Source organism: Archangium sp. (assembly GCF_036277355.1).
Lineage (GTDB): Bacteria > Myxococcota > Myxococcia > Myxococcales > Myxococcaceae > Archangium.
In genome coordinates, this window is sequence record NZ_DASUNC010000084.1 from 1 (window position 1) to 24,717 (window position 24,717).

Below are 24,717 nucleotides of genomic sequence, written 5' to 3' on the forward strand. Positions count from 1 at the left end.
GGGCATCCAGGCCCCGCCCCTCACCCGCGTCTCGCGTGAGGGCTCGCTGCCCCTGTCCTTCGCCCAGCAGCGTCTGTGGTTCCTCGACCAGCTCCAGCCGGGCAGCTCCTTCTACAACGTCCCCACCGCCGTGCGGCTGGAAGGCGCTCTGGATGTCGCCGCGCTCGAGCGTGCACTCCACGAACTGGTGCGGCGTCACGAGGCACTGCGCACCACGTTCCACATCCACCAGGGCCAGCCCGTCCAGGTCATCTCCGCCGACGGCTCGCTCCCGCTTCAGGTAGAGGATCTGCGCTCGCTGCCCTCCGCCGAGCGTGAGGCCGAGGCTCGGCGGCGCACCACCGCGCACGCGCTGCGGCCGTTCGACCTTGGCCGCGGGCCCGTCCTGCGCGCCCTGTTGCTGCGTCTGGACGAACAGCAGCATGTGCTCGTGCTCACCCTGCATCACATCGTCTCGGACGGCTGGTCCATGGGCGTGCTGGTGCGCGAGGTGGCGGCGCTCTACGAGGCCTTCTCGCAGGGTCGTCCCTCTCCCCTGACCGAGCTGCCCGTGCAGTACGCGGACTACTCCGCCTGGCAGCGTGGCTGGCTCCAGGGCGAGGTGCTCGAGCAGCAGCTCGGTTGGTGGCGTCAGCAGCTGGCCGATGCGCCTCGCGCACTGGAGCTGCCCACGGACAAGCCCCGGCCTCCCGTGCAGACCTACCGCGGCGCCACCCGCCGCATTCAGCTGCCGCCCGAGCTCTCACAGAGCATCAAGTCTCTGGCCCGGCAGGAGGGCGTCACGCCCTTCATGCTGCTGCTCGCGGCCTTCCAGGTGCTGCTCTCGCGTTACTCGGGGCAGGACGACATCTCCGTCGGCTCGCCCATCGCTGGCCGCAACCGCGGCGAGGTCGAGGGCCTCATCGGCTTCTTCGTCAACACGCTCGTGCTGCGCACCCGGCTCTCGCCCCAGCGGAGCTTCCGCGAGCTGCTGGCGCGCGTGAAGGAGACGACGCTCGGCGCCTACGCCCACCAGGAGCTGCCCTTCGAGAAGCTCGTCGAGGAGCTGCAGCCCGAGCGCGACATGAGCCGCTCGCCGCTCTTCCAGGTGCTCTTCACCGTGCAGAACGCGCCCATGTCGGAGCAGTCCCTGCCCGGCCTGACGATGCGTCCGCTAGAGCTCCCGGGCGACACGGCCAAGTTCGACCTGTCCCTGGGCATGATGGAAGCGGACCAGGGATTCCTCGGCGACCTCGAGTACAACACCGACCTGTACGAGTCCTCCACCATCCAGCGCATGCTGGGACACCTGCACGTGCTGCTGGAGGGCATCGCCGCCGCTCCCGAGCGCCAGGTCCGTGAGCTGCCCCTGCTCAACGACTCCGAGCGCCGCCAGCTCCTCGTTGACTGGAACGCCACCCGCGTGAACTACCCGCGCGAGTCCACCGTCCCCTCGCTCTTCGAAGCCCAGGTGGAGCGTTCTCCCGACTCCATCGCCGTGGAGTACCAGGGCCAGACTCTCACCTACCGCCAGCTCAACTCCCGCTCCAACCAGCTCGCCCACCACCTGCGCCAGCTCGGCGTCGGTCCCGAGGTCCGCGTCGGCCTGTGCCTGGAGCGTTCCCTGGAGCTCGTCATCGCCATCCTCGGCGTCCTCAAGGCTGGCGGTACCTACGTCCCCTTCGACCCCTCCTACCCCGCCGACCGCCTGTCCTTCATGCTCCAGGACACCGGCGTGAAGGTCATCCTCACCCAGTCCCACCTGGCCAACGCCCTCCCCGCCCGGGACGCGCTCTTCATCCGGCTCGATGCGGATTGGGAGCAGGTGCGGGCACACCCGGAGAGCAATCCCTCCTCGGGCCCCTCCGCCGACAACACCGCCTACATCATGTACACCTCCGGCTCCACCGGCCGGCCCAAGGGCGTGTGCGTGCCTCACCGTGGCGTCGTGCGTCTGGTCCAGGGCAGCACCTTCATCGACATGGGCCCCCAGGAGGTCTTCCTCCAGCTGGCTCCCATCTCCTTCGACGCCTCCACCCTTGAGCTGTGGGGCGCGTTGCTCCATGGCGCGAAGCTCGTCGTCTACCCGGCGGGCACTCCATCGCTGGATGAGCTGGGCACGGCGCTGGTGCGCTCCGGCATCACCACCCTGTGGCTCACCGCCGCTCTCTTCGAGCAGATGCAGGCCACCCAGCCCCACGCCCTGCGCGGCGTGCGTCAGCTGCTGGCCGGTGGTGACGTTCTCCCCGTGGGCCGCGTGAAGGAGCGGCTCTCCCACGGTGGCCTGCTCGTCAACGGCTACGGTCCCACCGAGAACACCACCTTCACCTGCTGCTACCCCATGAGCGAGGTGTCGCAGGTGGGCCACACCGTGTCCATCGGCACGCCCATCTCCAACACCCAGGTGTACCTGCTGGATGCGTGGATGCAGCCGGTGCCCGCCGGCGTGGCTGGCGAACTCTATACCGGTGGTGACGGCCTCGCCTCCGGCTACCTCAATCGCCCCGAGCTCACCGCCGAGAAGTTCGTCCCGAACCCCTTCAGCTCCGAGCCCGGTGGGCGCCTCTACCGCACCGGAGACCTCGCCCGTTACCTGCCCGATGGCCGCATCGAGTTCCTCGGCCGCATCGACAACCAGGTGAAGGTGCGTGGCTTCCGCATCGAGCTGGGTGAAGTGGAGTCCGTGCTCGCCCAGAACCCCCAGGTGCGCGAGACCGTGGTGGTGGTGCGCGAGGACGTCCCTGGCGACAAGCGCCTGGTGGCCTACGTCGTCGCCAACGACGCCATTCCCGAGGCCAGCGACCTGCGCGCCTGGATGAAGCAGCGCCTGCCCGAGTACATGGTGCCCTCGGCATTCGTGGTGCTCGATACGCTGCCGCTCTCGCCCAACGGCAAGGTGGACCGCAAGGCGCTGCCCGTGCCGGAGCAGCCGGCGGCCAGCCAGGAGTACGTGGCCCCGCGCAACGAGACCGAGGAGCGGCTGGCCGCGCTCTGGTCCGAGGTGCTCCGCATGCCCCGCGTGGGCATCCACGACAACTTCTTCGAGCTGGGCGGCCACTCGCTGCTCGCCACGCAGGTGGTGGCGCGCATCCGCGAGTCCTTCCAGGTGGAGCTGCCCCTGCGCGAGCTGTTCGACGCGCCCACGCTGGCCGGGCTGGCCATGCGCATCGACGCCTCGCGCGGCACGGCCCTGTCCAGGGCTCCGGCACTGACGCGGGTGTCTCGCGAGGGCTCGCTGCCGCTCTCGTTCTCCCAGCAGCGTCTGTGGTTCCTGGAGCAGCTGCAGCCGAGCGGCGCCTTCTACAACATCCCCATGCTGGTGCGGCTGGAGGGACAGCTCGACGTGGCGGCCCTGGAGCGCAGCTTCGAGGAGCTGCTCCAGCGCCACGAATCGTTGCGCACCACCTTCGGCCAGGACGCGGACGGCCAGCCGGTGCAGCTCATCGCGCCCCAGGGCGTCATGCCCCTGCGGGTGGTGGAGCTCCAGTCGCTGCCGCCCTCCGAGCGTGAGGCCGAGCTGCGGCGGCTGGCGGCGGAGGACGCGATGAAGCCCTTCGACCTCAGCCGCGGGCCCCTGCTGCGCGCCCTGCTGCTGCGGCAGGAGGCTCAGAACCACGTGCTGCTGCTGACCATGCACCACATCATCTCGGACGGCTGGTCCATGGGTGTGCTGGTGCGCGAGATGGGTGCGCTCTACGAGGCCTTCTCCCAGGGCCGGCCCTCGCCCCTGCCCGAGCTGCCCGTGCAGTACGCCGACTACTCCGCCTGGCAGCGTGGCTGGCTCCAGGGCGAGGTGCTCGAGGAGCAGCTCGGCTGGTGGCGCCAGCAGCTGGCGGGCGCGCCCCACGCGCTGGAGCTGCCCACGGACAAGCCCCGGCCTCCCGTGCAGACCCACCGCGGCGCGACCCTGCGCACGCAGCTGCCGTTCCCGCTCTCCCGCGCCCTCAAGAGCCTGGCCCTGAAGGAAGGCGCCACGCCCTTCATGCTGCTGCTCGCGGCCTTCCAGGTGCTCATGTCCCGCTACTCGGGACAGGACGACATCTCCGTCGGCTCGCCCATCGCTGGCCGCAACCGGGGTGGCGTGGAAGGCCTCATCGGCTTCTTCGTCAACACGCTCATCCTGCGCTCCCAGCTCTCGCCCCAGCGGAGCTTCCGCGAGCTGCTCGCGAGCGTGAGGGAGACAACCCTGGGCGCCTATGCCCACCAGGAGATGCCCTTCGAGAAGCTGGTGGAGGCGCTCCAGCCCGAGCGCGACCTGAGCCGCTCGCCGCTCTTCCAGGTCATGTTCACCGTGCAGAACGCGCCCATGCCGGAGCAGTCCCTGCCCGGCCTGACGCTGCGTCCCATGGAGCTCCCCGGCGACACGGCCAAGTTCGACCTGTCCCTGGGCTTCATGGAGACGGAGCAGGGCTTCGCGGGAGAGCTGGAGTACAACACCGACCTGTACGAGGCCCCCACCCTCCAGCGCATGCTGGGGCACCTGCACGTGCTGCTGGAGGGCATCGCCGCCACGCCCGAGCTCGAGCTCTGGCAGCTGTCCCTGCTGGGCGAGGCCGAGCGCCGCCAGCTCCTCGTGGACTGGAGCGAGCCGCTGCCCCAGCCCGTGGGTGACACCTGCCTCCACCACCTCGTGGAGGCGCAGGTGGACCGGACCCCGGACGCCGTCGCCGTCATCTCCGGCACCCGGCGCCTCACCTACCGGGAGCTGGAGCGCCGCTCCAACCAGCTCGCCGCGCGCCTGCGCCAGCTCGGCGTGGGTCCCGAGGTGAAGGTCGGCGTGTGCCTGGAGCGCTCCGAGCTCCTGGTGATCGCCGTGCTGGGCGTGCTCAAGGCCGGCGGCACCTACGTGCCCCTCGACCCCGCCTACCCGTCGGACCGTCTGGGCTACATGCTCCAGCACACGGGCGTGCCCGTGCTGCTCACCCAGCAGCGCGCCGCGGGCTCCCTGCCGGAGCACCCGGCCCACGTGCTGATGCTGGACGAGGCCCAGGCGCAGCTCGACTCGCTGCCCGCCGGGCGGAGCCGGGCCCCGGTGCACCCCAGCAACCTGGCCTACGTGCTCTACACCTCCGGCTCCACCGGCCGGCCCAAGGGTGTCTCGCTCGAGCACCGCAACTCCGTGGCCTTCATCCACTGGGCGCTGGGCGTCTTCTCGCGCGAGCAGCTCTCCGGTGTGCTCGCGGCCACCTCGCTCAACTTCGACCTCTCCGTCTTCGAGCTCTTCGCGCCCCTGAGCCGCGGCGGCGCGGTCATCGTGGCCGAGAACGCGCTCGCGCTGCCCACGCTCGAGGCGCGCGACGAGGTCACCCTCGTCAACACCGTGCCTTCCGCCATGGCGGAGCTGGTGCGGGGCCAGGGCGTGCCCACGTCGGTGCGCACCGTCAACCTCGCGGGCGAGCCGCTCACCGGCGCCCTCGCGCGGCTCATCCACGAGCTGCCCCACGTGGAGGCCCTCTACAACCTCTACGGCCCCACGGAGGACACCACCTACTCCACCTTCGTGCGCGTGCCCCGGGACTCCCAGCGCGAGCCCACCATCGGCAAGCCGCTGGCGGGTACCCAGGGCTACGTGCTGGACGCCAGCATGCAGCTGGTTCCGGTGGGCGTGCCGGGCGAGCTCTACCTGGGCGGCGCGGGACTGGCCCGTGGCTACCTGTACCGTCCGGAGCTGGCCGCCGAGCGCTTCGTCCCCAATCCCTTCTCCTCCACGCCCGGTGAGCGCCTCTACCGCACCGGCGACCGGGTCCGGTACCTGCCGGACGGCCAGCTCGAGTACCTGGGCCGCATCGACAACCAGGTGAAGGTGCGCGGCTTCCGCATCGAGCTGGGGGAGATCGAAACGGCGCTCCGGGCCCACCCGGGCGTGCGCGACGTCGTGGTGGTGGCGCGCGAGGACTCCCCGGGCGACAAGCGCCTGGTGGCGTACCTCGTGGCCCAGCCCGGGCACACGCTCGTGGCCATGGAGCTGCGCGCCTTCCTCAAGCAGAGCCTGCCCGAGTACATGGTGCCCTCGGCGCTCATGGTGCTCGACAAGCTGCCGCTCAACCCCAACGGCAAGGTGGACCGCAAGGCCCTGCCCGTGCCGGATCAGCTGCAGACGAGCCAGGAGTACGTGGCCCCTCGCAACGAGACCGAGCAGATGCTCGCCCAGCTCTGGTCCGAGGTGCTCAAGGCGCCGCGCATCGGCGCCCACGACAACTTCTTCGAGCTGGGTGGCCACTCCCTGCTGGCCACGCAGCTGCGCTCGCGCATCCGCACCGCCTTCCAGGTGGAGCTGCCGCTGCGAGACCTGTTCGAGGCCCCCACCGTCGCCACGCTGGCGGGGAGGCTCGACGCGGCCATCCGCTCCGGCCAGGGTGTCCAGACGCCGCCCCTCGTCCGCGTCTCGCGCGAGGGCGCCCTGCCCCTGTCCTTCGCCCAGCAGCGCCTGTGGTTCCTCGACCAGCTCCAGCCGGGCAACTCCTTCTACAACGTACCCACCGCCGTGCGGTTGGAGGGCGAGCTGGACGTGGTGGCGCTGGAGAAGAGCCTCACCGAGCTGGTGCGGCGCCACGAGTCGCTGCGCACCACCTTCCAGTTCCAGCAGAACGAGCCCGTGCAGGTCATCTCCCCCGACAGCTCCCTGACGCTGGAGAAGGTGGAGGCGCAACCGCTGCCTCCCGCGGAGCTCGAGGCCGAGGTGCGTAAAATCACCACCGAGCACGCGATGCGGCCGTTCGATCTCCAGCGGGGGCCGCTGCTGCGCGCCCTGCTGGTGCGGCTGTCCGAGCAACAGCACGTGCTCGTGGTCACCCTGCACCACATCATCTCGGATGGCTGGTCCATGGGCGTGCTGGTGCGCGAGGTGGCGGCGCTCTACCAGGCCTTCAACCAGGGCAAGCCCTCGCCGCTGCCGGAGCTGCCCGTGCAGTACGCGGACTACGCGGCGTGGCAGCGCGGCTGGCTCCAGGGCGAGGTGCTCGAGAAGCAGCTCGGCTGGTGGCGCCAGCAGCTCGAGGGGGCGCCTCGCGCGCTGGAGATGCCCACGGACAGGCCCCGGCCTCCCGTGATGACCCTGCGCGGCGCCGCCCAGCCCGTGGTGTTCCCCGCGGAGCTGTCGCGGGCCCTGCTCGAGCTCTGCAAGCGCGAGGGTGTCACGCCCTTCATGCTGCTGCTGGCGGCCTTCCAGGTGCTGCTCTCGCGCTACTCGGGGCAGGACGATATCTCCGTGGGCTCGCCCATCGCCGGCCGCACGCGGACGGAGGTGGAGAGCCTCATCGGCTTCTTCGTCAACACGCTCGTCCTGCGCTCGCGCCTCTCGCCCCAGCAGAGCTTCCGCGCCCTGCTGGCCCAGGTGCGCGAGACGACGCTCGGCGCCTACGCCCACCAGGAGCTGCCCTTCGAGAAGCTCGTGGAGGAGCTGCACCCCGAGCGTGACTTGAGCCGCACGCCGCTCTTCCAGGTGATGCTCACCTTCCAGAACACGCCCGTGCAGGCGCTGGAGTCTCCCGGGATGAAGCTGAGCCCGCTGGAGGTGGACACGCAGACGGCGCGCTTCGAGATGGGCCTCACCTTCGCCGAGGAGGCCGGAGCCCTCGCCGGTGTGCTGCGCTACAACGCGGACCTGTACGAGGCGCGGACGGCCGCGCGGCTGGTGGGACACCTGCGCGTCCTGCTGGAGGGAGCCGTCGCCGACCCCGAGCGGAGCCTGGGCCTGCTGTCCCTGCTCTCCGACGCGGAGCGGCGGCAGATGCTCGTGGAGTGGAACGAGACCCGGCGCGACTTCCCCTTCGAGCCGTCGCTCACCGCCGCGTTCGAGGCCCAGGTGGCGCGCACGCCGGACGCCCTGGCCCTCCTGTTCGAGGGCTCGCGGCTCACCTTCCGCGAGCTCAACCAGCGCGCCAACCAGCTCGCCCACCTGCTGCGCGCGCGGGGCATCGGCCCCAACGTGCTGGTGGCCATGTGCCTGGAGCGCTCGCTGGAGCAGGTGGTGGCCGTGTTCGGCATCCTCAAGGCCGGTGGTGCCTACGTGCCGTTGGATCCCAACTACCCGCAGGAGCGACTGGCCCTCGTGCTCGAGGACTCGCGGGCGCCGGTGCTGCTCACCCAGCAGCATCTTCTCTCCCGGCTCCAGGCCCCCTCCGCCCAGGTCATCTGCCTGGACACGGACGCGGAGCAGATTGCCCGCGAGAGCGTGGAGAACCCGCCCCACGTCAACGGTCCCGAGGACCTGGCCTACGTCATCTACACCTCGGGCTCCACCGGCGTGCCCAAGGGCGTGATGATCCAGCAGGGCTCCGTGCTCAACCTGCGCCACGCCCTGGCCTGCACCGTGTACGCCGACGTCCAGGCGCCGCAGCGGGTGTCGCTCAACGCGCCGCTGTCCTTCGATGCGTCGGTGAAGCAGCTCGTGCGCATCCTGGACGGCCACGCGCTGTGCATGGTGCCCGACCAGGCCCGTGGCGACGTGGACGCGCTGCTGGCGCTGCTGGCGCGCGACCAGGTGGACGTCCTGGACTGCTCGCCCTCGCACCTGCGGCTGTTGCTGAGCGCGGGCCTGGCCACCCGCACCGAGAACGTGCCCACGCGCGTGCTGGTGGGTGGCGAGGCCCTGGACGAGGCGCTGTGGACCACGCTGTCCCAGCACCCGCGCACCCGCTTCTTCAACGTCTACGGCCCCACCGAGTGCACGGTGGACACCACGGCGTGCGAGGTGCGGGACTGGCCCAGGCCCACGCTCGGACGGGTGCTGCCCAACGTGCGCGGCTACGTGCTGGATGCGCGCATGCAGCCCGTGCCCGTGGGTGTCCCCGGCGAGCTGTACGTCGGCGGCGCTGGCGTGGCCCGCGGCTACCTGCGCCGTCCCGAGCTGACGTCGCAGAAGTTCGTGGCGGATCCGTTCAGCCAGCAGCCCGGCGCCCGCCTGTACCGGACCGGGGACCTGGTGCGCTACCTGCCGGACGGGAGCATCGACTACCTGGGCCGCGTGGACTTCCAGGTGAAGGTGCGCGGCTTCCGCATCGAGCTGGAGGAGATCGAAGCGGTGCTCTCCAGCCACCCGAGCGTGCAGCAGGCCACCGTCGTGGCTCGCGAGGACACGCCCGGAGACAAGCGGCTGGTGGCCTACCTCGTGGCCCGCGAGGGTCAGACGTTCGACCTGACCGAGCTGCGCGGCGCCCTGCGCAAGAAGCTGCCGGAGTACATGGTGCCCTCCGCCTTCGTGGCCCTGGAGAAGCTGCCGCTCAACTCCAGTGGCAAGGTGGACCGGAAGGCCCTGCCCGCGCCGGATCAGGGCCGCATCGAGGTGGCGGGCGCCTTCGTGCCGCCGCGCGATGCCCTGGAGCTGCAGATCGCGCGCATCTGGGAGGACGTGCTGGGCGTGCACCCGGTGGGCGCGCACAGCAACTTCTTCGACCTGGGTGGCCACTCGCTGCTCGCCGTGCGCCTCATGGGCCGGCTGCGCGAGGTGACGGGCCGCACCCTGCCCCTGGCCGCGCTCTTCCAGGCGCCCACGGTGGAGAAGCTCGCGCAGCTGCTGCGCTCGGAGCAGCGGGCCTGGACGCCCCTGGTGCCGCTCGTGCCCCGGGAGAAGGATGACCCCCGCCGTCCGCTCTTCGTCGTCCACCCGGTGGGCGGTACCGTCATCGGGTACTCCGAGCTGGCGCGTCAGCTGGGTCCGAAGCAGCCGGTCTACGCCCTCGAGTCGCAAGGCATGGACGGCTCGCTGCCTCCCCTCAAGACGATCGAGGAGATGGCGGCCCTCTACGTGGAGGCCATCCGCACCCTCCAGCCGTCCGGGCCCTACCTGCTCGGCGGCTGGTCCATGGGCGGCGTCATCGCCTACGAGATGGCCCAGCAGCTGCTGCGCCAGGGCGAGCAGGTGGAGGTGTTGATGCTCATCGACTCGCAGGTGCCCAACGGGCGCCCCGCGCACGTGACGAACGAGGAAGAGGCCCTCAAGCAGGCCTTCGTGGGCCTGGTGGAGGAGTTCGTCGGCAATGGCTTCAAGGTGCCCGAGGAGCTGGTGAAGTCGCTGGACCGCGAGGAGCTGCTCCAGGTCATCATGGAGACGGCCCGCCAGACCAACCTCGCCCTGCCGGACGTGGGAATCGAGCAGGTGCGTGGCCTGCGGGACGTCTTCGAGGCCAACCTGCGTGCCAGCTGGTACTACAAGCCCACGACCTACGTGGGGGAGCAGTTCACCCTGCTGCGCGCCGCCAAGGCGGCGGAGGGCCAGACGGAAGACCGGGGCTGGGCGGCCCTGGTGCCTCCCTCGGGCAGGCTGGACATCCACGAGGTACCCGGAGCACACTTCGAGCTGTTGAAGCAACCCTATGTACAGTCGGTGGCCGAGCGGCTGCGCGAGTACCTGGAGCGCGCCCACGAGCGGCAGGCCACCGAGATCCAAAGGACCCCATGAAACTCCTGGCCCTCTTGCTACGCGCCTCGCGGGGCAGCGTCCTCCTGTCGGCCCTCTGCGGGCTGATCTCCGGAGGCAGCAGCGCCGCGCTCATCGCGCTCATCAACCGCAAGCTGACCGGCACCGACATTCCGGAGCGCACCCTGGTGGGTGGCTTCATCGGCCTGATGCTGCTGGCGCTGGTGACCCGCATCATCTCGCAGGTGCTGCTCAACGGCATGCAGCAGCAAGCGCTCTACAGCATGCGTCTGCGGCTCAGCCGCAGCATCGTCTCGGCGCCCCTGCGCCGCTTCGAGGAGCTGGGGGCCCACCGGATGACCGCCACGCTGACCGACGACATCGTCACGGTCAGCAGCGGGCTGATGTTGCTGCCCCTGATCGTCGTCAACGCCGCCATCCTCCTCGGCTGTCTGGTGTGGATGGCGTGGCTGTCCTGGAAGCTCTTCCTGGGCATGATCGTCTTCATGGTGCTCGGCGTGCTGTCGTTCTCCTTCTTCAGCAGCCTGGCCGTGAAGGGGCTCGGCGAGGCCCGCAAGACGCAGGACGTGCTCTTCAAGCACTTCCGCTCGCTCACCGACGGCATCAAGGAGCTCAAGCTCAACAGCGGCCGCCGCGAGGTCTTCCTCGGCGAGCAGCTGGAGGGCACGGCGGAGGCGCTGCGGCGCCTGTACACGCGCAGCCTCAACATCTACTCGGCCAGCAGCAGCTGGGGCATGTTCCTGTTCTTCGTCGTCATCGGCCTGCTCATCTTCGCCATGCCCTCCTTCAGCACGCTGAGCCTGGCCGAGCTGACGGGCTACTCGCTCACGGTGCTCTACCTGCAGCAGCCGCTGCAGACGCTCACCGAGTTCGTGCCCTTCCTGGCGCGCGCGGACGTGGCGTTGAAGAAGGTGGAGGAGATGGGCCTGTCCCTGGAGGCCACCGCCGAGACGGCCAAGACCCTGCCCGCCAGCACCGCGCCGCGCGCCTTCCGCAAGCTGGAGCTGGTGGACGTCACCCATACGTACCACCGCGAGAATGACGATGGCCGTTTCACGCTCGGCCCCATCAACCTGAGCATCGAGCCGGGCGAGCTGCTCTTCCTGGTGGGCGGCAACGGCAGCGGCAAGACGAGCCTGGCGAAGATCTTCACCGGCCTCTACACGCCCGAGGCCGGCGAGGTGCGGTTGGATGGCCAGCCCGTCACCGAGGCCACGCGCGACGCCTACCGCCAGCTCTTCTCCACCGTCTTCTCGGACTTCCACCTCTTCGAGAGCCTGCTCGGCCTGGCCCCGCCCGAGCAGTCCGAGAAGGTGGCGCACTACCTGAAGCGGCTGAACCTGGATCAGAAGGTGCGCGTCACGGACGGGAAGCTCTCCACCACCGAGCTGTCGCTGGGCCAGCGCAAGCGCCTGGCGCTGCTCGCCTCGTGGCTGGAGGATCGCCCCGTCTACGTCTTCGACGAGTGGGCCGCGGACCAGGATCCGGTCTTCAAGCAGATCTTCTACGAGGAGCTGCTCCCCGAGATGAAGCGCGCGGGCAAGGCCGTGCTCGTCATCAGCCACGACGATCGCTACTTCCACGTGGCGGATCGGCTCGTGCGGCTGGACTCGGGCCGGCTGGTGGCGCCGGAGTCCGCCCCCGACGCCCAGCGCGCGGCCTCTTAGGCAGTGCCCCCCATCCCGGGGGGCTCGTGTACCCACGGAGGTGGACGATGCGCTCGAGCCGGACCCTGGTTTGCCTGCTGTCATGCCTGGCACTCTCCCTGGGGACGGTGGGATGCCCGTCCCAGGAGCCGTCCCCTCCCGACGCGGGCACGGACGCGGGGGTGCCGCCCGGCGTCACCGGACAGCGGGCCGTGCTCACCCTGACGCAGTCCGGAGAGGTCCGCCGCCCGGTGGATCTCTCGGCCTCCGCCCCCAGGGCGCTCGTCTTCGAGGGGGGCACCTTCGTCACCCACGAGGGCGTGGGCAGGGCGGACGGCACCTTCACCATCCCCAACGTCCCCGCCGGCACGTACTACCTGGGTGTGGACCCCACCACCTTCGTGGTGACGGACGCGCGCGAGGTGGATCTCACCTCGGGGGCCTTGGGCCGGCCGGATGTCGCGCTCCTGCCGATGGGCGCGGGCAGCGCGGCGGTGGCCTTCGAGCTCGGCAATCTCCATCCGTACCAGAGCACGGACGGCATCACCCTCTTCTCCGCCAACGCCAACGTGGCGCGCTTCCGGCTCACGCCCACCGCCACGGCCGGAGCCACCTCGGGCACCTTCACCTATACGGTGCGGACCGGGCAGCCGCTCATCGACCCGGCCCGGGGAGATCGCGCCCTGCTCACCCAGCTCACCACCCGCACCACCACGCTCGAGGGCGGTGGCGAGACGGTGACGTACCGCTCCGTCAGCCGCTCCTTCGAGGCACCGGAGTTCCAGACGCGGCCCGGGGAGGCGCAGACGATCTCCGGCACCATGAGCGAGCCCCCCGCGCTCACGGCCCCCATCCACTGGGACCTGGCCGCGTACAGGAACCTGGCCAGCGCGGTGAACCCGCGCGCCACCGTGCTCTCGCAGATCATGGTCTTCGACGTGCTGCCCACGCCGCTCGACTACGGAGCCATCAGCGCGGTGCCACAGCTCGTCGAGTTCATCCAGCCGCCCACCGCGGGCGACATGCGCGCCGACTTCGTCTACGCCAACCCGTACCCCTCGAGCTGGAACCCCATCGGCGTCACGGAGTCCCGCTTCCAGGTGCCCTACCAGCTGCCCGGGACGACGACGCCCGCCGTGCTCTCCGGAAGCGTTTCGTACAGGGACACGCTCTCCACGTTCCTCTCCAGGACGATTGCCCCGCCCTTCGGTCCGGTGCGGCAGCCGCTCATCGAGGGCATGGACGCGCGGCAACCCGTCACCCTCACCACCACCACCCCCGAGCTGAGCTGGACGGCGCCCTCCACCGAGCAGGACGTGAGCTACAACTACATCGTCTTCATCCATCAGCTCACGGTGCAGAGCCCCGCGACGGTGAGCCGCTTCGTGGGCTCCCTCCGGACGAAGGACACCCGGGTGCGGCTGCCTCCCGGACTGCTGTCCCCGGGCAACGCGTATGTCTTCATCTTCGACGTGAACACCACCCCGGGCAGTGGCCTTCTCCGGCAGGTGTTCCGCGTCCCCGTCCCCATCACGGGTGCGCAGGCCCTCTCGGAGATCGTCACCGTGCCGTAGGGCCCTCCACAAAAGGAAAAGGGTGCCCGGACTCGCGGTCCGCGGCACCCTCACCACCGAGCGGTGTTTCCGCTCAGCCGAACAGCTCGCGCACCTTCTCGAAGAAGTTCTTCGACTGCGGGTGCACCTCTTCCCCGCTGGAGTCGGCGAACTTCTCGAGCAGCTCGCGCTGCTTCTGCGTCAGCCCCGTGGGCGTCTCCACCACCACGCGCACGTGCTGATCTCCCCGCTGGCCGCTGTGCAGGTGCGGAATGCCCTTGCCCTTCAGCCGGAACACCTTGCCCGACTGCGTGCCCTCGGGAATGGTCATCTTCACCTTCCCGTCCAGCGTGGGCACGTCGATCTTCGCGCCCAGCGCCGCCTGCGTGAAGGAGATGGGCACCTCGCAGAAGACGTCGTAGTCCTCGCGCTGGAAGAGCGAGTGCTCCCGCACGATGACCGTCACGTACAGGTCTCCCGGAGGCCCGCCCCGGTCCCCCGGCTCGCCCATGCCGCCGAGCCGCACCCGCGTGCCGTTGTCCACGCCCGGGGGGATGTTGACCTCGATGACCTCCTCGGACGGCACCTTGCCCGAGCCCCGGCACTTGCCGCACGGGTCCGGCACCACCGCGCCCGTGCCGCCGCAGTCCGTGCACGGCCGGCTCACCGCGAAGAAGCCCTGGGTGAAGCGCAGCTCGCCCGAGCCTCCGCACGTGCCGCACGGCTTGGGCGCCGCGCCGCTCTTGCTGCCCGAGCCACTGCACGTGTCGCACTTCTTCGGGCGCGGAATCGGCACCTTCGGACGGCAGCCGAACGCCGCCTCCTCGAAGGAGATCTCCAGGTTGAAGCGCAGATCCGCGCCGCGGTTGCTCACCCGGCCGCGGCCACCGCGTCCCCCGAAGATGTCTCCGAAAATCTCCCCGAAGATGTCGTTGATGTTGACGCCCTGGAAGCCGCCGCCGAACGGGTCTCCCCCGGCCGCGCCGCCCACGCCCGCGTGGCCGAACCGGTCGTACCGGGCCCGCCGCTCCGGGTCGCTCAGCACCTCATAGGCTTCCGACGCCTCCTTGAACTTCTCCTCGGCGTCCTTGTTTCCGGGGTTCCGGTCCGGGTGGTACTGCAACGCCACCTTGCGGAACGCGCTCTTGAGCTCCTGCCCCGAGACGTTCTTCTGGACCCCCAGTACCTCGTAGTAGTCGCGCTTCTGGCCCGCCGCCGCTGGCATCGCGTTCAAACCCCTGGATTTATTGGACTTTCAAAGCCCGCGTACTCTTCGAAATCACTATAACGCAGGCAGGAGGTCCGGCAATCCGCGCCCGCCCCCTTTGGGAGGGGCGGGCGCCTCGGAAGGAACGCTCGAAACGGGGGGCTCAGACCGTCCAGACGCGGTTGGCCGTCAGCTCCATGCGAGCGAGCCGCCGTTTGAGAACCGGGTCGACCGCGCCCCTGGGTGCCCACTTGGGGACCACGAAGTGGAGCTCCGCGTTGTAGAGCTTCGCGGCGCTGGACAGGAGGCTCCAGCGATTCTCCGTGGTGGGGTCCTCCACCATGCCCGGGGTGACGATCTCCAGGATGATGGGGGTGCGAGCCGAATCGGACTGTCGGCAGGTGAAGTCTGGCCGGTGGTCCTCGATGGTGCCCGAAAGAATGGGCGGTGGCATGAAGCCGGGCAGCCGGGCCTTGAGGTCCGTGCAGCCGATGGTGCGGAAGTACTCCGCCATCAGCCACAAGAGCCGACGGCGCTCCTCATCATCGACCACGGGCTCACAGCCCGGACTGAACAGCGCCTCTTTCCCAGTGTTGGTGTTGTCCATGGCTAGCGGAAACCTGTCCGCCGCTTCCCGCAGGGGCAATGAAAGCTCCCACATGGATCGGATACCCGGCCGCGGGACGAGCAGGCGGGCATGGGCCTTTGCCGGGGAGGCTTCTCAGTGAGAGAGTGCGCGCTCCGCCGTGGCCCCCCGTCCTTCTCCGCACGTCTACCGCCGCCTCCTGGGATACCTCCGTCCGTATCGGAGGCTGCTGGTGTGCGGTGTGAGCGCCTCGCTGGCCGCCGCCGCCGCGACCTCGGGGTACGCCTGGCTGGTGGGGCCGCTGCTACACGCTGTCCTTACGGGAACACCCGTGGTGCTGGCGGGATTCACGCTGCCGGGCAGGCAACTGCTCGGTGTGCTGCCCCTGCTCGTCGTGGCCATGGCCGCGGTGAAGGCCACGGCGGGATTCCTCCAGGGCGGGTGGATGCAGCGGCTGGGGCAACGGGTGATGGCGGACCTGCGCGCCTTCCTGTACGCCCGGCTGCTCTCCCAGCCGCCGGCCTTCTTCGAGCGGCAGCACTCGGGCGAGCTCCTCACCCGCTTCACCGCGGACGTGCCGCTGGTGGAGTTCTCCGTGACGCAGGCGCTGTCCTCGTACGTGAGGGACGGGCTGCAGATTCTGGCGCTGCTCGTCACGTGCCTGCTCATCGACGCGAAGCTCTTCCTCATCACCTTCGTGGTGATGCCGCTCACGGTGCTGCCGGTGCGCAGCTTCGCGCGCTCGCTGAAGAAGGTGGCCAACCGCTCGCAGACGAGCCTGGGCGCGCTCACCGCGCTCACCGCGGAGCAGTTGCAGGCCCTGCCGGTGGTGCAGGCCTATGGGGGCACGCCCCGGGCGCTGGAGGCCTTCGAGGCCGAGTCGGAGCGCTACCTCGGGCAGATGCGCCGCTCGCTCTTCCTGCGCGGGGCGTACAGCCCCACGGTGGAGGTGATGGGGATTGTCGGCGTGGCGCTGGCGGTGGCCTGGGGCGCGCGGGCCATCTCCGCGGATCCGTCGCTCTCCGGGCGGCTGCTGTCCTTCCTCGCGGCGGTGCTGCTGCTCTACCAGCCGGTGAAGTCGCTCAGCGGCACGCTGTCGCAGGTGATCATCGGAATGGTGGCGGCCGAGCGCCTCTTCGCGGTGGCGGACGCGCCGGTGCCGCCGGACGAGGGAGCGGAGGCAGGGCCCCTCACCCAGGCGCTGACGCTCGAGGGCATGCGCGCCACCTACCCGGACGGCCGCGAGGCGCTGCGCGGGGTGGACCTCACGGTGCCGGCGGGAGCGCGGGTGGCGCTGGTGGGGGCCTCGGGCGCGGGCAAGACGACGCTCTTCTCGGTGCTGCTGGGCTTCGTGCCCCCGAGCGGCGGCTCGGTGACGTGGGACGGGACGCCGCTATCGCGGCTGAAGCCCTCGAGCGTGCGGGCCCAGATGGCGTGGGTGCCGCAGGAGCCGGTGCTCTTCTCGGGCAGCGTGCGGCACAACCTGCTGCTGGGGCGGCCCGAGGCCACGGATGCGGAGCTCTGGGAGGCGCTGCGGCTGGCGCACGCGGAGGACTTCGTGGGCGCGCTGCCGGGCGGCCTGGACGAGCCGGTGGGTGAGCGGGGCGCGCGGCTGTCGGGAGGACAGCGGCAGCGGCTGGCCCTGGCGAGGGCCTTCCTGCGCCGGCCCTCGGTGCTGCTGCTGGACGAGCCCACGAGCGCGCTGGACGCGCGGAGCGAGGCGGCGGTGGGGGCGGGCCTGGCGGAGCTGATGAAGGGGCGCACGGTGCTGGTCATCGCGCACCGGCTGTCCACGGTGCGGGACGCGGACCTCATCGTCGTGCTGGAGGCGGGTCGGGTGGTGGAGGCGGGCACCCACGCGGAGCTGACGGCCCGGGGTGGACGCTATGCCCAGTTGCTCGGAGAGGGCGCCGTCGCCGCTTGAGGTGCGCATGCGCCCTCTCCCTCTGGGCGGGGGGTGAGGGTCTTCCCCCCGCTGTCCTCAGAGGAGCCAGTACAGCAGGAACACGCTGAACAGGAGCGCCAGCCCGAGGACGATGAGCATGGTCAGGCCCTCCGTCTTCTGCCTGCGCAGCATGACGGGGTCCACGGCGGGAAGCTGGAGGGGCCGCGGGGGCGGAGCCTCGGCCGAGGCCCCCTGAGGCGTGGCCGCGGGCGCGGCGGTGTTGGACGCCGGAGGCGTGGAGGGCACGGGCGCGGGAGCGGTGGGCGCGGCGGGCACGGCCCCGGAGCCCCCGGAGAGCACGAGCCCCTGGCGCGCGAGCGCGAGCACGCGCTGGATGTGTTGGATGTAACGGTCGTCGCCCTGGTAGTGCTCGAGGGCGAGCGCGGCGCGCAGCAGCCGTGCGGGGACGGGCTGGGCGTCCGGGTGGACGACGCTCGTCTCGGCGCGGGCGGCGCCGTCCTGCTCCACCCGGCCGGTGCGCAGGCCCACGCCGCTGGACCACACGCAGTGCTCGTCGAGCAACGTGAGCTCCTGGCGCTGCACGCGGCCCTCGGGGTCCACGAAGGACAGCAGCTCCGCCCCCTGGGTGGACAGGTGCCAGACGGAGCGCTGGCCGTCATCACCGGGAGGCCCTTCCACCGGGCGCGCCTGGTACAGCGCCAGCACCGCGGCCTTCAATCTCTCGGCGGACGGATCACTCATGGACGGGGCGTCACACTAGGGTCGGAGGGGAGGAAACGGAAGGCACAAAGGGGTGGAACGGGTCTCGTCCAGAACAGGACGGGTCGGGCATGCCGCTGGCTCCCTGGCCGGTCTCCCCGGGAAGGGACGGGCCTCCGGGAGGGGTCATCCCCATGGTTGGGGTGGAGGAGCCCGCCCATGGCGATCATCTACCCCGACAAACCCATCGAGGCCCCCTTCGTGGTGCCCCCCCACCGCACCGAGGTGACGGACGAGCCGGAGCCGAGCTACCCCGGTTACGATCCACGTTTCCCGGACGTGAGCTGGATTGGCACGGCGCAGCAGGGCGGGGGCCACATGCCCGAGGACTACGAATGGCCCACCAACCCCAAGCAGCACCAGGACGACCTGATGGGCGAGTGGGAGCCCACTCCGCATTGAGCCCCATACCGAGCCGCGTGCCTCTCCGCCGTCCGGGCGCTACGGTGTGCACCCCATGAGCCGTTCCCGAACCAAGAAGATGGAGTTCGTGCGCCAGTTCGAGGGCGCACAGGTGCTCGACGGGCTGTTGGAGCTCGCGGGCACTTCGCATGACAGCCTCACGGTGCTGGCGCACATGCGTCAGGCCCACGCCGAGGGACGCCCCTCGCAGGAGGTGATTCCCAGCCTCTTCGGGCAGGAGCCGCGCTTCGAGTCCCCCGAGCTGGCGCGCCGCCTCTTCCAGAACCTGCTGGGGCTGTGGGACCTGGTGCAGGAAGGCAAGCAGGTGCGGCTGGAGGACGGCCCTCGCCCGCCCCGGCCGAAGAAGCAGAAGACGGAGCCGCCGAGGCCCTTCGCGCCGGGCGAGCCGGACACGGCATTCGTGGAGGGGGCCTGGCGTTATCTGGAAGACGACGAGAAGGCGCGCACCCGGCTGAACGATGCGTTCGAAAACAAGCAGGACGCGCTGCTGGGTGTGCTTGACGCGGCGGGGCTGTCGGACGAAGGATACGGTGTTGCCCGTCACCTGCTCTTCGAGCTGCACGCCATGCTGGAGCTTGGCTGGCCGCAGGGACTGGCGAGCGTGGCTCCCGCGGCATTGGAGACACCGGGCATGGAGACTTCGCCAGTGCCCACGGCCCTGACCGCATACGCGGACGAGGCGCTGTTCGAGGCGGAGCAGGACGAGGAGCACCCCCTGTCACCCGAGGAGCTGGCGACAGCACGCCCCCTGGTGAAGCGCGGCCTGGCGGCGCTGTGGAGTGCTCGGAAGGGAAAGTGAAGAATGGCACGTGACAAGGACGATCGGGATGGTGGGGGCTTCTCCGGCAAACGGACGAAGAGCTGGCGGGAGATCGACGCTTCGCGCGGCAAGGGGCGGGGGCACACCTCGCGGCAGGATGATCCGGCGCAGCAGCGCATCGAGCGCAGTGCGTCCTACCAGAAGTACAAGGCGGCGGCGGACGCGCTCTTCACGGGCGGCGAGCTGCCCGAGGGCCTGGCGAAGACCTTTGACCCGGAGGGCAAGCGCAAGGCGCAGAAGCAGGCGATGCAGAAGCTGATGGAGTCCGCCGAGGATCCGCGGGCGTGGGCGCAGGGGGTGCTGGACTACCTGGAGAAGTACCCCGAGCTGCCCGAGGACCCGTACTTCCTGGACAGCCTGCTGGGCCATCCGCGCGAGCGGATCGTCGACAAGGCACTGGGCAAGCTGGAGGGGCTGGAGGCCGAGGGCAAGCTGGTGAAGACGAAGGTGCCCAAGAGCCTGGATCAGCGCCTGAAAGGCATTGAGATCACCAGCCTGGATCCGGACATGCAGAGCCGGGCCAAGGCACTGCGCGAGAAGCTGCGCGTCTGAGTTTCACGTAGGCAGGCGCACCGAGAAGCGCGCCCCACCCTCCGGCGGGTTCTCCACCGAGATGCGCCCGCCGTGGGCCTCGACGATCTCCCGGGCCACGTACAGCCCCAGGCCCAGCCCACCGTAGTGCCGCATCGGCGCGGCCCGCTCGAACCGATGGAACAGCCGCGCCATGTCCTTCTCCGGGATGCCCGGCCCCCGGTCCCGCACCACCAGCACCGCCTCCGCGCCCTCCCGCGTCACCGAGAGCTCCACCGGACTCCCCGCCGCGTACTTGAACGCGTTGGACAGCAGGTTCGAGATGACCTGCTCGATGCGCAGGCGATCCCACGTTCCCTCCACAAGAGGCCCTTCGCGCACCAGGAGCTCACAGTCCGCCTGCGCCGCCGCCTCACGCAGCCGCTCCGCCACGTCCTTCACCGTGGTCAGCAACTCCATCCGCTCCGGCTTGAGCGTCAGCTGGCCCGTGCTCAGCCGGGACACGTCCAGCAGGGTCTCGATGAGGCCCGACAGCCGCTCGGTGCTTCGGACCGCGCGGTCGATCTTCGCGGCCACCCCCGGCTCGAGCGAGTCACCGCGCAACTGAAGACTGTGCAGTTGCAGCTGCAGCGCCGTGAGCGGCGTCCTCAGCTCGTGCGAGGCGATGGCGAGGAACTCGTCCCTCAACCGGATCGCCTCCTGCGCCTGCGCGAGCCGCAGCCGCTCGTCCTCCGCGCGCTTGCGCTCGGTCAGGTCCCTCGTCACCTTAGCGAAGCCCCGCAGCTGCCCGCTCTCGTCGCGCACGGCCGTGATGACCACGTCCGCCCAGAAGCGCTCCCCATTCTTGCGGACACGCCACCCCTCGTCCTCCACGTGCCCCACCGTCGCCGCCTCGTGCAGCAGCGCCCAGGGCCTGCCCTGCGCCACCGCCTCCTCCGGATAGAAGCGCGTGATGGGCTGGCCGATGATCTCCTCCGCCGTGTACCCCTTGATGCGCTGCGCCCCCAGGTTCCAGCTCTCCACGTGCCCGTCCGGCCCCACCATGAAGATGGCGTAGTCCTTCACGCTCGTGACCAGCACCCGGAAGCGCTCCTCGCTGTGCCTCAGCTGCTCCTCGGCCTTCCGGCGCTCGGTCAGGTCCCTCGTCACCTTCGCGAACCCGATGACCCGGCCCTTCGCGTCCCGCATCGCCGTGATGATCACGTTCGCCCAGAAGCGCTCCCCGCTCTTGCGGACGCGCCACCCCTCCTCCTCGAAGCGGCCCTCCGCCGTGGCGATCCGCAGCTCGCGCTCGCACTTGCCGCTGTTGATCTCCTCGGGCGGGTAGAAGAGGGAGAAGTGCTTCCCGAGCACCTCCTCCCGGGTGTAGCCCTTGATGCGCTCCGCGCCGCTGTTCCAGCTCCTCACCCGCCCCGACAGATCGAGCATGAAGATGGCGTAGTCGTGGAGGCTGTCGATGAGCCGCTGGGCTTGATCGTCCCGCGCGTCCACCAACTCCAGGACCACCTGCGAGTTCCGTTCGAGCATGTCGTCTCCCCGTTCAGCTCCTGGCACTCGGGCCAGGGCGGGAAGAAGTGCGCGGCAGGCCTCGGCCACTCCGGCGGGGGCAGGGCTCGAAGCGGTCGTCGCGCAGTGGGTGTCCGTGCATGGTGCGGTTCTCGAGAGGTGTACCGCGCCGGGGCTCGCGTAAACCTGTCTTGTTGATGCTCGTTTATGTCCCAAACAAAATACGCCCGCCTCCCCGCGTCTCTTCCTGAGCACTCGCGGCCAAGCGGGCAGCCAAGCAATCGCTGTGTCTCCTGTGTGGTAGACACGGTGGTGCCCCTTCTCGGACATTTCGGACTCGTGGCATAGGGCCGCTCCAACCCTCAAGGGCGGGAGCAGCCAAGCTTGAGCGATCCTCTCACCTGCCGGACAATTGCGCCCTTGCCTCCAACCCGTGCTCGTCAGTTGATCTTGATGAGCGCGCCAGTGATTTCGTGGATGCCGATCGCAGAGGAGGTGATCTGCGGACCGGACACAGTCACTCCGGGGGGCTCGAGCTTGACGGTGCTCTGCTGGACGCCCAACGACACTTCCTTGGTGCCCGAAATGGTGATGGTGCCACTCTTATCGAGCACGATGCTGGCATTGCCGCACACCAGCTCGAGCGTGGTATTGGCGACGAGCCGGACGACGCCGCCACTCTCCGCCAGTTCCAGCGCCCCCGAGGGGTTGTGTGTCCGGAGGCTCTTCTCCGCCAGGAGGTCGGCGTGGCCTTCGGACAGCGCCAGGGTAGTCCCACCCTGGGTGACCACGTAGTTGGGTCCGACAGCAATGGTGTAGCTGCCCGTCACCTGCGTGCTCTTGTCGGCGTTGACGGAGAGCTGATCGTTCTGCGTGATGCTCGTCACGCGCTCGTTCTGGAGGGTGATCGTCTCCTTGCCAGTGACGGTCTCCTTACGCTCCCCGGAGATGGTCACGGTCTCGTTCTTGTCGATGGTGGTGGTGCGCGAGCCGTGGATGGTGCGGGTCTCGTCCTGGTCCACCGTCTTGGTGCGATTCTGGTGAACAGTGACGGTCTCGTTCTTGTCGATGGTGCGGGTCCGGTTGCCGTGGACGGTGAGCGCTTGGTCCTTGTCGATGGTCTCGGTCTGGTTGCCCGTAACCGAGTTCGTCTGGTCCGCGCCCACCGAGGTGTTGTGCATGTTGAGCACCACCTCGTTGAAGTCCTTCTGGGCGTGCAAGAAGATCTCCTCCTCGTTGGCGAGATCCTCGAAGCGCAGCTCGTTGAAGCCAGGCTCCTTCGAGTCATCCTTGGGCCGGGGCGAGCTGCGCGTCTTGATGGTGCTGCGCGTCTGATATTTGGGCAGTTCGTAGGGCGTCAGGTTCTGCCCGTTGTAGACGCAGCCCACCACCAGCGGCCGGTCCGGGTCGCCCTCGATGAAGTCGACCAGGACCTCCATGCCGATGCGGGGCAGGAAGAAGGTGCCCCACATTCCGCCGGACCACCCCTGGACCACGCGCAGGAAGCAGGAGCTGCGGGCATCGCGCTTGCCAGCGCGATCCCAGTGGAACTGGACCTTGATGCGCCCGTGCGTGTCCGTGAAGATTTCCTGGCCGGCCGGGCCCACCACGGTGGCCGTCTGGACGCCGAAGATGCGCGGGCGGGACCTGCGGCGCTCCGGACGGAAGGCAATGCTGGCGGGCAGGCACTCGAAGCGGTTGTGGTAGCGCTCGGCGCGCGACTGCACCTCGGACTCCTCCAGGACATGGCTGGTGAGTTCCTCGGGTGCCCGGCCGAAGTGCTCGACCCGGGTGAGCAGATACCGCTGGTCCAGCTCCGACCTGCCGTGCCCCGACAAGGCAAAGGTCAGGCCCGGACACATGCCGATGACGTTGCCGTGTCCCTGCCCTTGGCGCTCACGCGCCGCATGTGCCTGGAGGCGCAGCTTGCTCTGACGCTTGCCATCCGCTTCCGTGTAGGCGCCAGCTCCCGCGTCATAGCCGCTCAGCGTCATGGGAGACTGGTGCTCGTAGCGCTCCAGGGCCACGAGATTGGAGCTCTCTCCGTTCTCCTCCTCGTGGAGCGGCTGCTTCTCGGCGTCCTCTGGAATGCGGCTCCAGTCGAAATCGCGAATCACCACCCGGTTGGGCTGGAGCTCCCGGGTGAAGCCGAAGGAGCGGATGGACTCCGTGCCCGCGGTGTCCGCCTCTGGCCCATGGATGCCCAGCGGCAGCCCGTCCATCGTCTTCAGCGCGGGGCAGCACTCGTTGGCGTCGATGAGCACCAGATCCTCCGCCTCGCCCGAGTGGTCGAAGTAGAAGGCGATGCCCTCCTCCTCCATGAGACGCAGGACGAAGTCCAGGTCGCTCTCGCGGTACTGCACGCAATACTCGCGCTTGGGGTACTGCTGGGTGAGCTCGAGCCGGACGTCACGCTTGAAGGGATTGAGGCTCTCCTTGAGCACCTCGGAGAGGATCTCCGGCACCGTCATCTCCTGGAAGATGTAGGAATCGACACGCTGGGAGAGGGCCCAGAGCGCCGGGACGACATGGACGCGCGCCAGGGCGTTGCCATCCTTGCGACCCAGGTGCTCCACACGGTGGGCGATGCCGTGGACCAGGCGCGTGCGGGAGTCGCGCGAGACGGAGAGGGTACACGAGAGCCCGAGCAGCGCGTCTGGATCGGCGAACAGGTGCTCGCTGGCCAGGTCCACCACGCACGAATAGGGCTCGGAGAGGCCCTCGTTGAGGCGGAAGGTGAGTACGCGCCAGGAGCGGGCCGGGTCCCCTGCGGACTCGAAGGCGAAGCGGACACTCTCCAGCCGGAGCGCATCCGACAGCAGACCCGCCGCCTGGCCCAACAGGCCCAGTTCCTCCACGCCCGTGACGGCGCTCATCGCCCCCGCCACCTTCTGGGCTGTTTGGAGGGCCTGCCCGGCGGAATGGCCCGTCACGGCACTCGCGGCTCCCGCTACGTTCTGGGCCGTCTGGACGGCCTGCCCGGCATCAGTCAGCAGCTTCTTCCAGTCCGACATGGGTCTCTTCCTCCCCGCCGTGGTCGGGCAACGATAAACGGAGGTATCGCATCCAAACCAGCAAAAGCATGCTTGACGCAATGGGGGCCTTCAAGGTCGATGGACAGTTCTCGCGCACTGGCCTGATCCGCTCCCCTCAAAACCAATTGGAGCTGCGCGCCGGCTGAGCGAGGTGGCCACCTTCGCGTACAACAGCAGTGGGCGAATGTCTCGGAAGCACGGTGCAGCGGAGCTGTCTATTCCTTCCGCTACAACGCGGACCGGAGAACTTTTCACTCGCGAGATCTCCTCCCGAGCGATGCAGCCGCGCCTGGGCGGCTCTTCTCCAACCATTCGCTTCATTGACCCACGGCAGACTCCAGCTTCCAGGCAAGGCCCACCCTGACATAGGGTGAAGAGACGCCGCGTG

The 24,717-nt window shown here is 69.6% G+C and carries 12 protein-coding genes; 7 read left to right on the forward strand and 5 right to left on the reverse strand.

From position 1 onward, the window contains the following. The 3 genes from VFZ09_RS22180 to VFZ09_RS22190 all read left to right on the forward strand — a co-directional run. Window positions 1-10,378, forward strand: a 10,378-nt coding sequence (locus VFZ09_RS22180) for a non-ribosomal peptide synthetase (RefSeq protein ID WP_414640728.1), incomplete at its 5' end; no start/stop codon positions are given. Continuing rightward, window positions 10,375-12,024 carry a cyclic peptide export ABC transporter gene (locus VFZ09_RS22185; RefSeq protein WP_329729642.1) on the forward strand — a complete coding sequence of 550 codons (1,650 nt, stop codon included), beginning with the start codon at window positions 10,375-10,377 and terminating at the stop codon, window positions 12,022-12,024. The genes VFZ09_RS22180 and VFZ09_RS22185, both read left to right, overlap by 4 nt. 47 nt (window positions 12,025-12,071) lie before the next feature. After that, entirely contained in the window at window positions 12,072-13,577 is a 1,506-nt protein-coding gene (locus tag VFZ09_RS22190) for a hypothetical protein (RefSeq protein WP_329729643.1), read from the forward strand. A 73-nt stretch (window positions 13,578-13,650) separates the two neighbouring features. On the opposite strand, the gene dnaJ is transcribed toward VFZ09_RS22190, so the two are convergent. Beyond that, window positions 13,651-14,781 carry a molecular chaperone DnaJ gene (dnaJ, locus tag VFZ09_RS22195; RefSeq protein WP_329729729.1) on the reverse strand — a complete coding sequence of 377 codons (1,131 nt, stop codon included), beginning with the start codon at window positions 14,779-14,781 and terminating at the stop codon, window positions 13,651-13,653. A gap of 145 nt (window positions 14,782-14,926) precedes the next feature. Beyond that, window positions 14,927-15,370, reverse strand: a complete 444-nt coding sequence (locus VFZ09_RS22200; protein WP_329729644.1) for a hypothetical protein — start codon at window positions 15,368-15,370, stop codon at window positions 14,927-14,929. A 139-nt stretch (window positions 15,371-15,509) separates the two neighbouring features. On the opposite strand from VFZ09_RS22200, the gene VFZ09_RS22205 reads away from it, so the two are divergent. Then, window positions 15,510-17,273, forward strand: coding sequence for an ABC transporter ATP-binding protein (locus VFZ09_RS22205; RefSeq protein WP_414640729.1), 1,764 nt, complete (start codon window positions 15,510-15,512; stop codon window positions 17,271-17,273). A gap of 57 nt (window positions 17,274-17,330) precedes the next feature. On the opposite strand, the gene VFZ09_RS22210 is transcribed toward VFZ09_RS22205, so the two are convergent. Beyond that, on the reverse strand, window positions 17,331-17,996 hold the full coding sequence (locus tag VFZ09_RS22210) for a hypothetical protein (RefSeq protein WP_329729646.1): 666 nt from the start codon (window positions 17,994-17,996) through the stop codon (window positions 17,331-17,333). A 177-nt stretch (window positions 17,997-18,173) separates the two neighbouring features. On the opposite strand from VFZ09_RS22210, the gene VFZ09_RS22215 reads away from it, so the two are divergent. From VFZ09_RS22215 to VFZ09_RS22225, 3 genes are read left to right on the forward strand one after another with little or no spacing between them, the layout of a single operon-like run. Further along, complete coding sequence (locus VFZ09_RS22215) at window positions 18,174-18,416, forward strand: hypothetical protein (RefSeq protein WP_329729647.1); 243 nt, start codon at window positions 18,174-18,176, stop codon at window positions 18,414-18,416. 55 nt (window positions 18,417-18,471) lie between these two features. Continuing rightward, entirely contained in the window at window positions 18,472-19,236 is a 765-nt protein-coding gene (locus VFZ09_RS22220; protein WP_329729648.1) for a hypothetical protein, read from the forward strand. A 3-nt stretch (window positions 19,237-19,239) separates the two neighbouring features. Then, window positions 19,240-19,809: a hypothetical protein gene (locus VFZ09_RS22225; protein WP_329729649.1), complete on the forward strand. Its 570-nt coding sequence runs from the start codon at window positions 19,240-19,242 to the stop codon at window positions 19,807-19,809. A gap of 3 nt (window positions 19,810-19,812) precedes the next feature. Here the strand turns inward: VFZ09_RS22225 and VFZ09_RS22230 are convergent, their stop codons facing one another. Further along, a complete protein-coding gene (locus tag VFZ09_RS22230) occupies window positions 19,813-21,315 on the reverse strand; it encodes a PAS domain S-box protein (protein ID WP_329729650.1) in 1,503 nt (500 codons plus the stop codon). 419 nt (window positions 21,316-21,734) lie between these two features. Beyond that, window positions 21,735-24,308 carry a type VI secretion system Vgr family protein gene (locus VFZ09_RS22235; RefSeq protein ID WP_329729651.1) on the reverse strand — a complete coding sequence of 858 codons (2,574 nt, stop codon included), beginning with the start codon at window positions 24,306-24,308 and terminating at the stop codon, window positions 21,735-21,737. Window positions 24,309-24,717 lie beyond the last annotated feature (409 nt).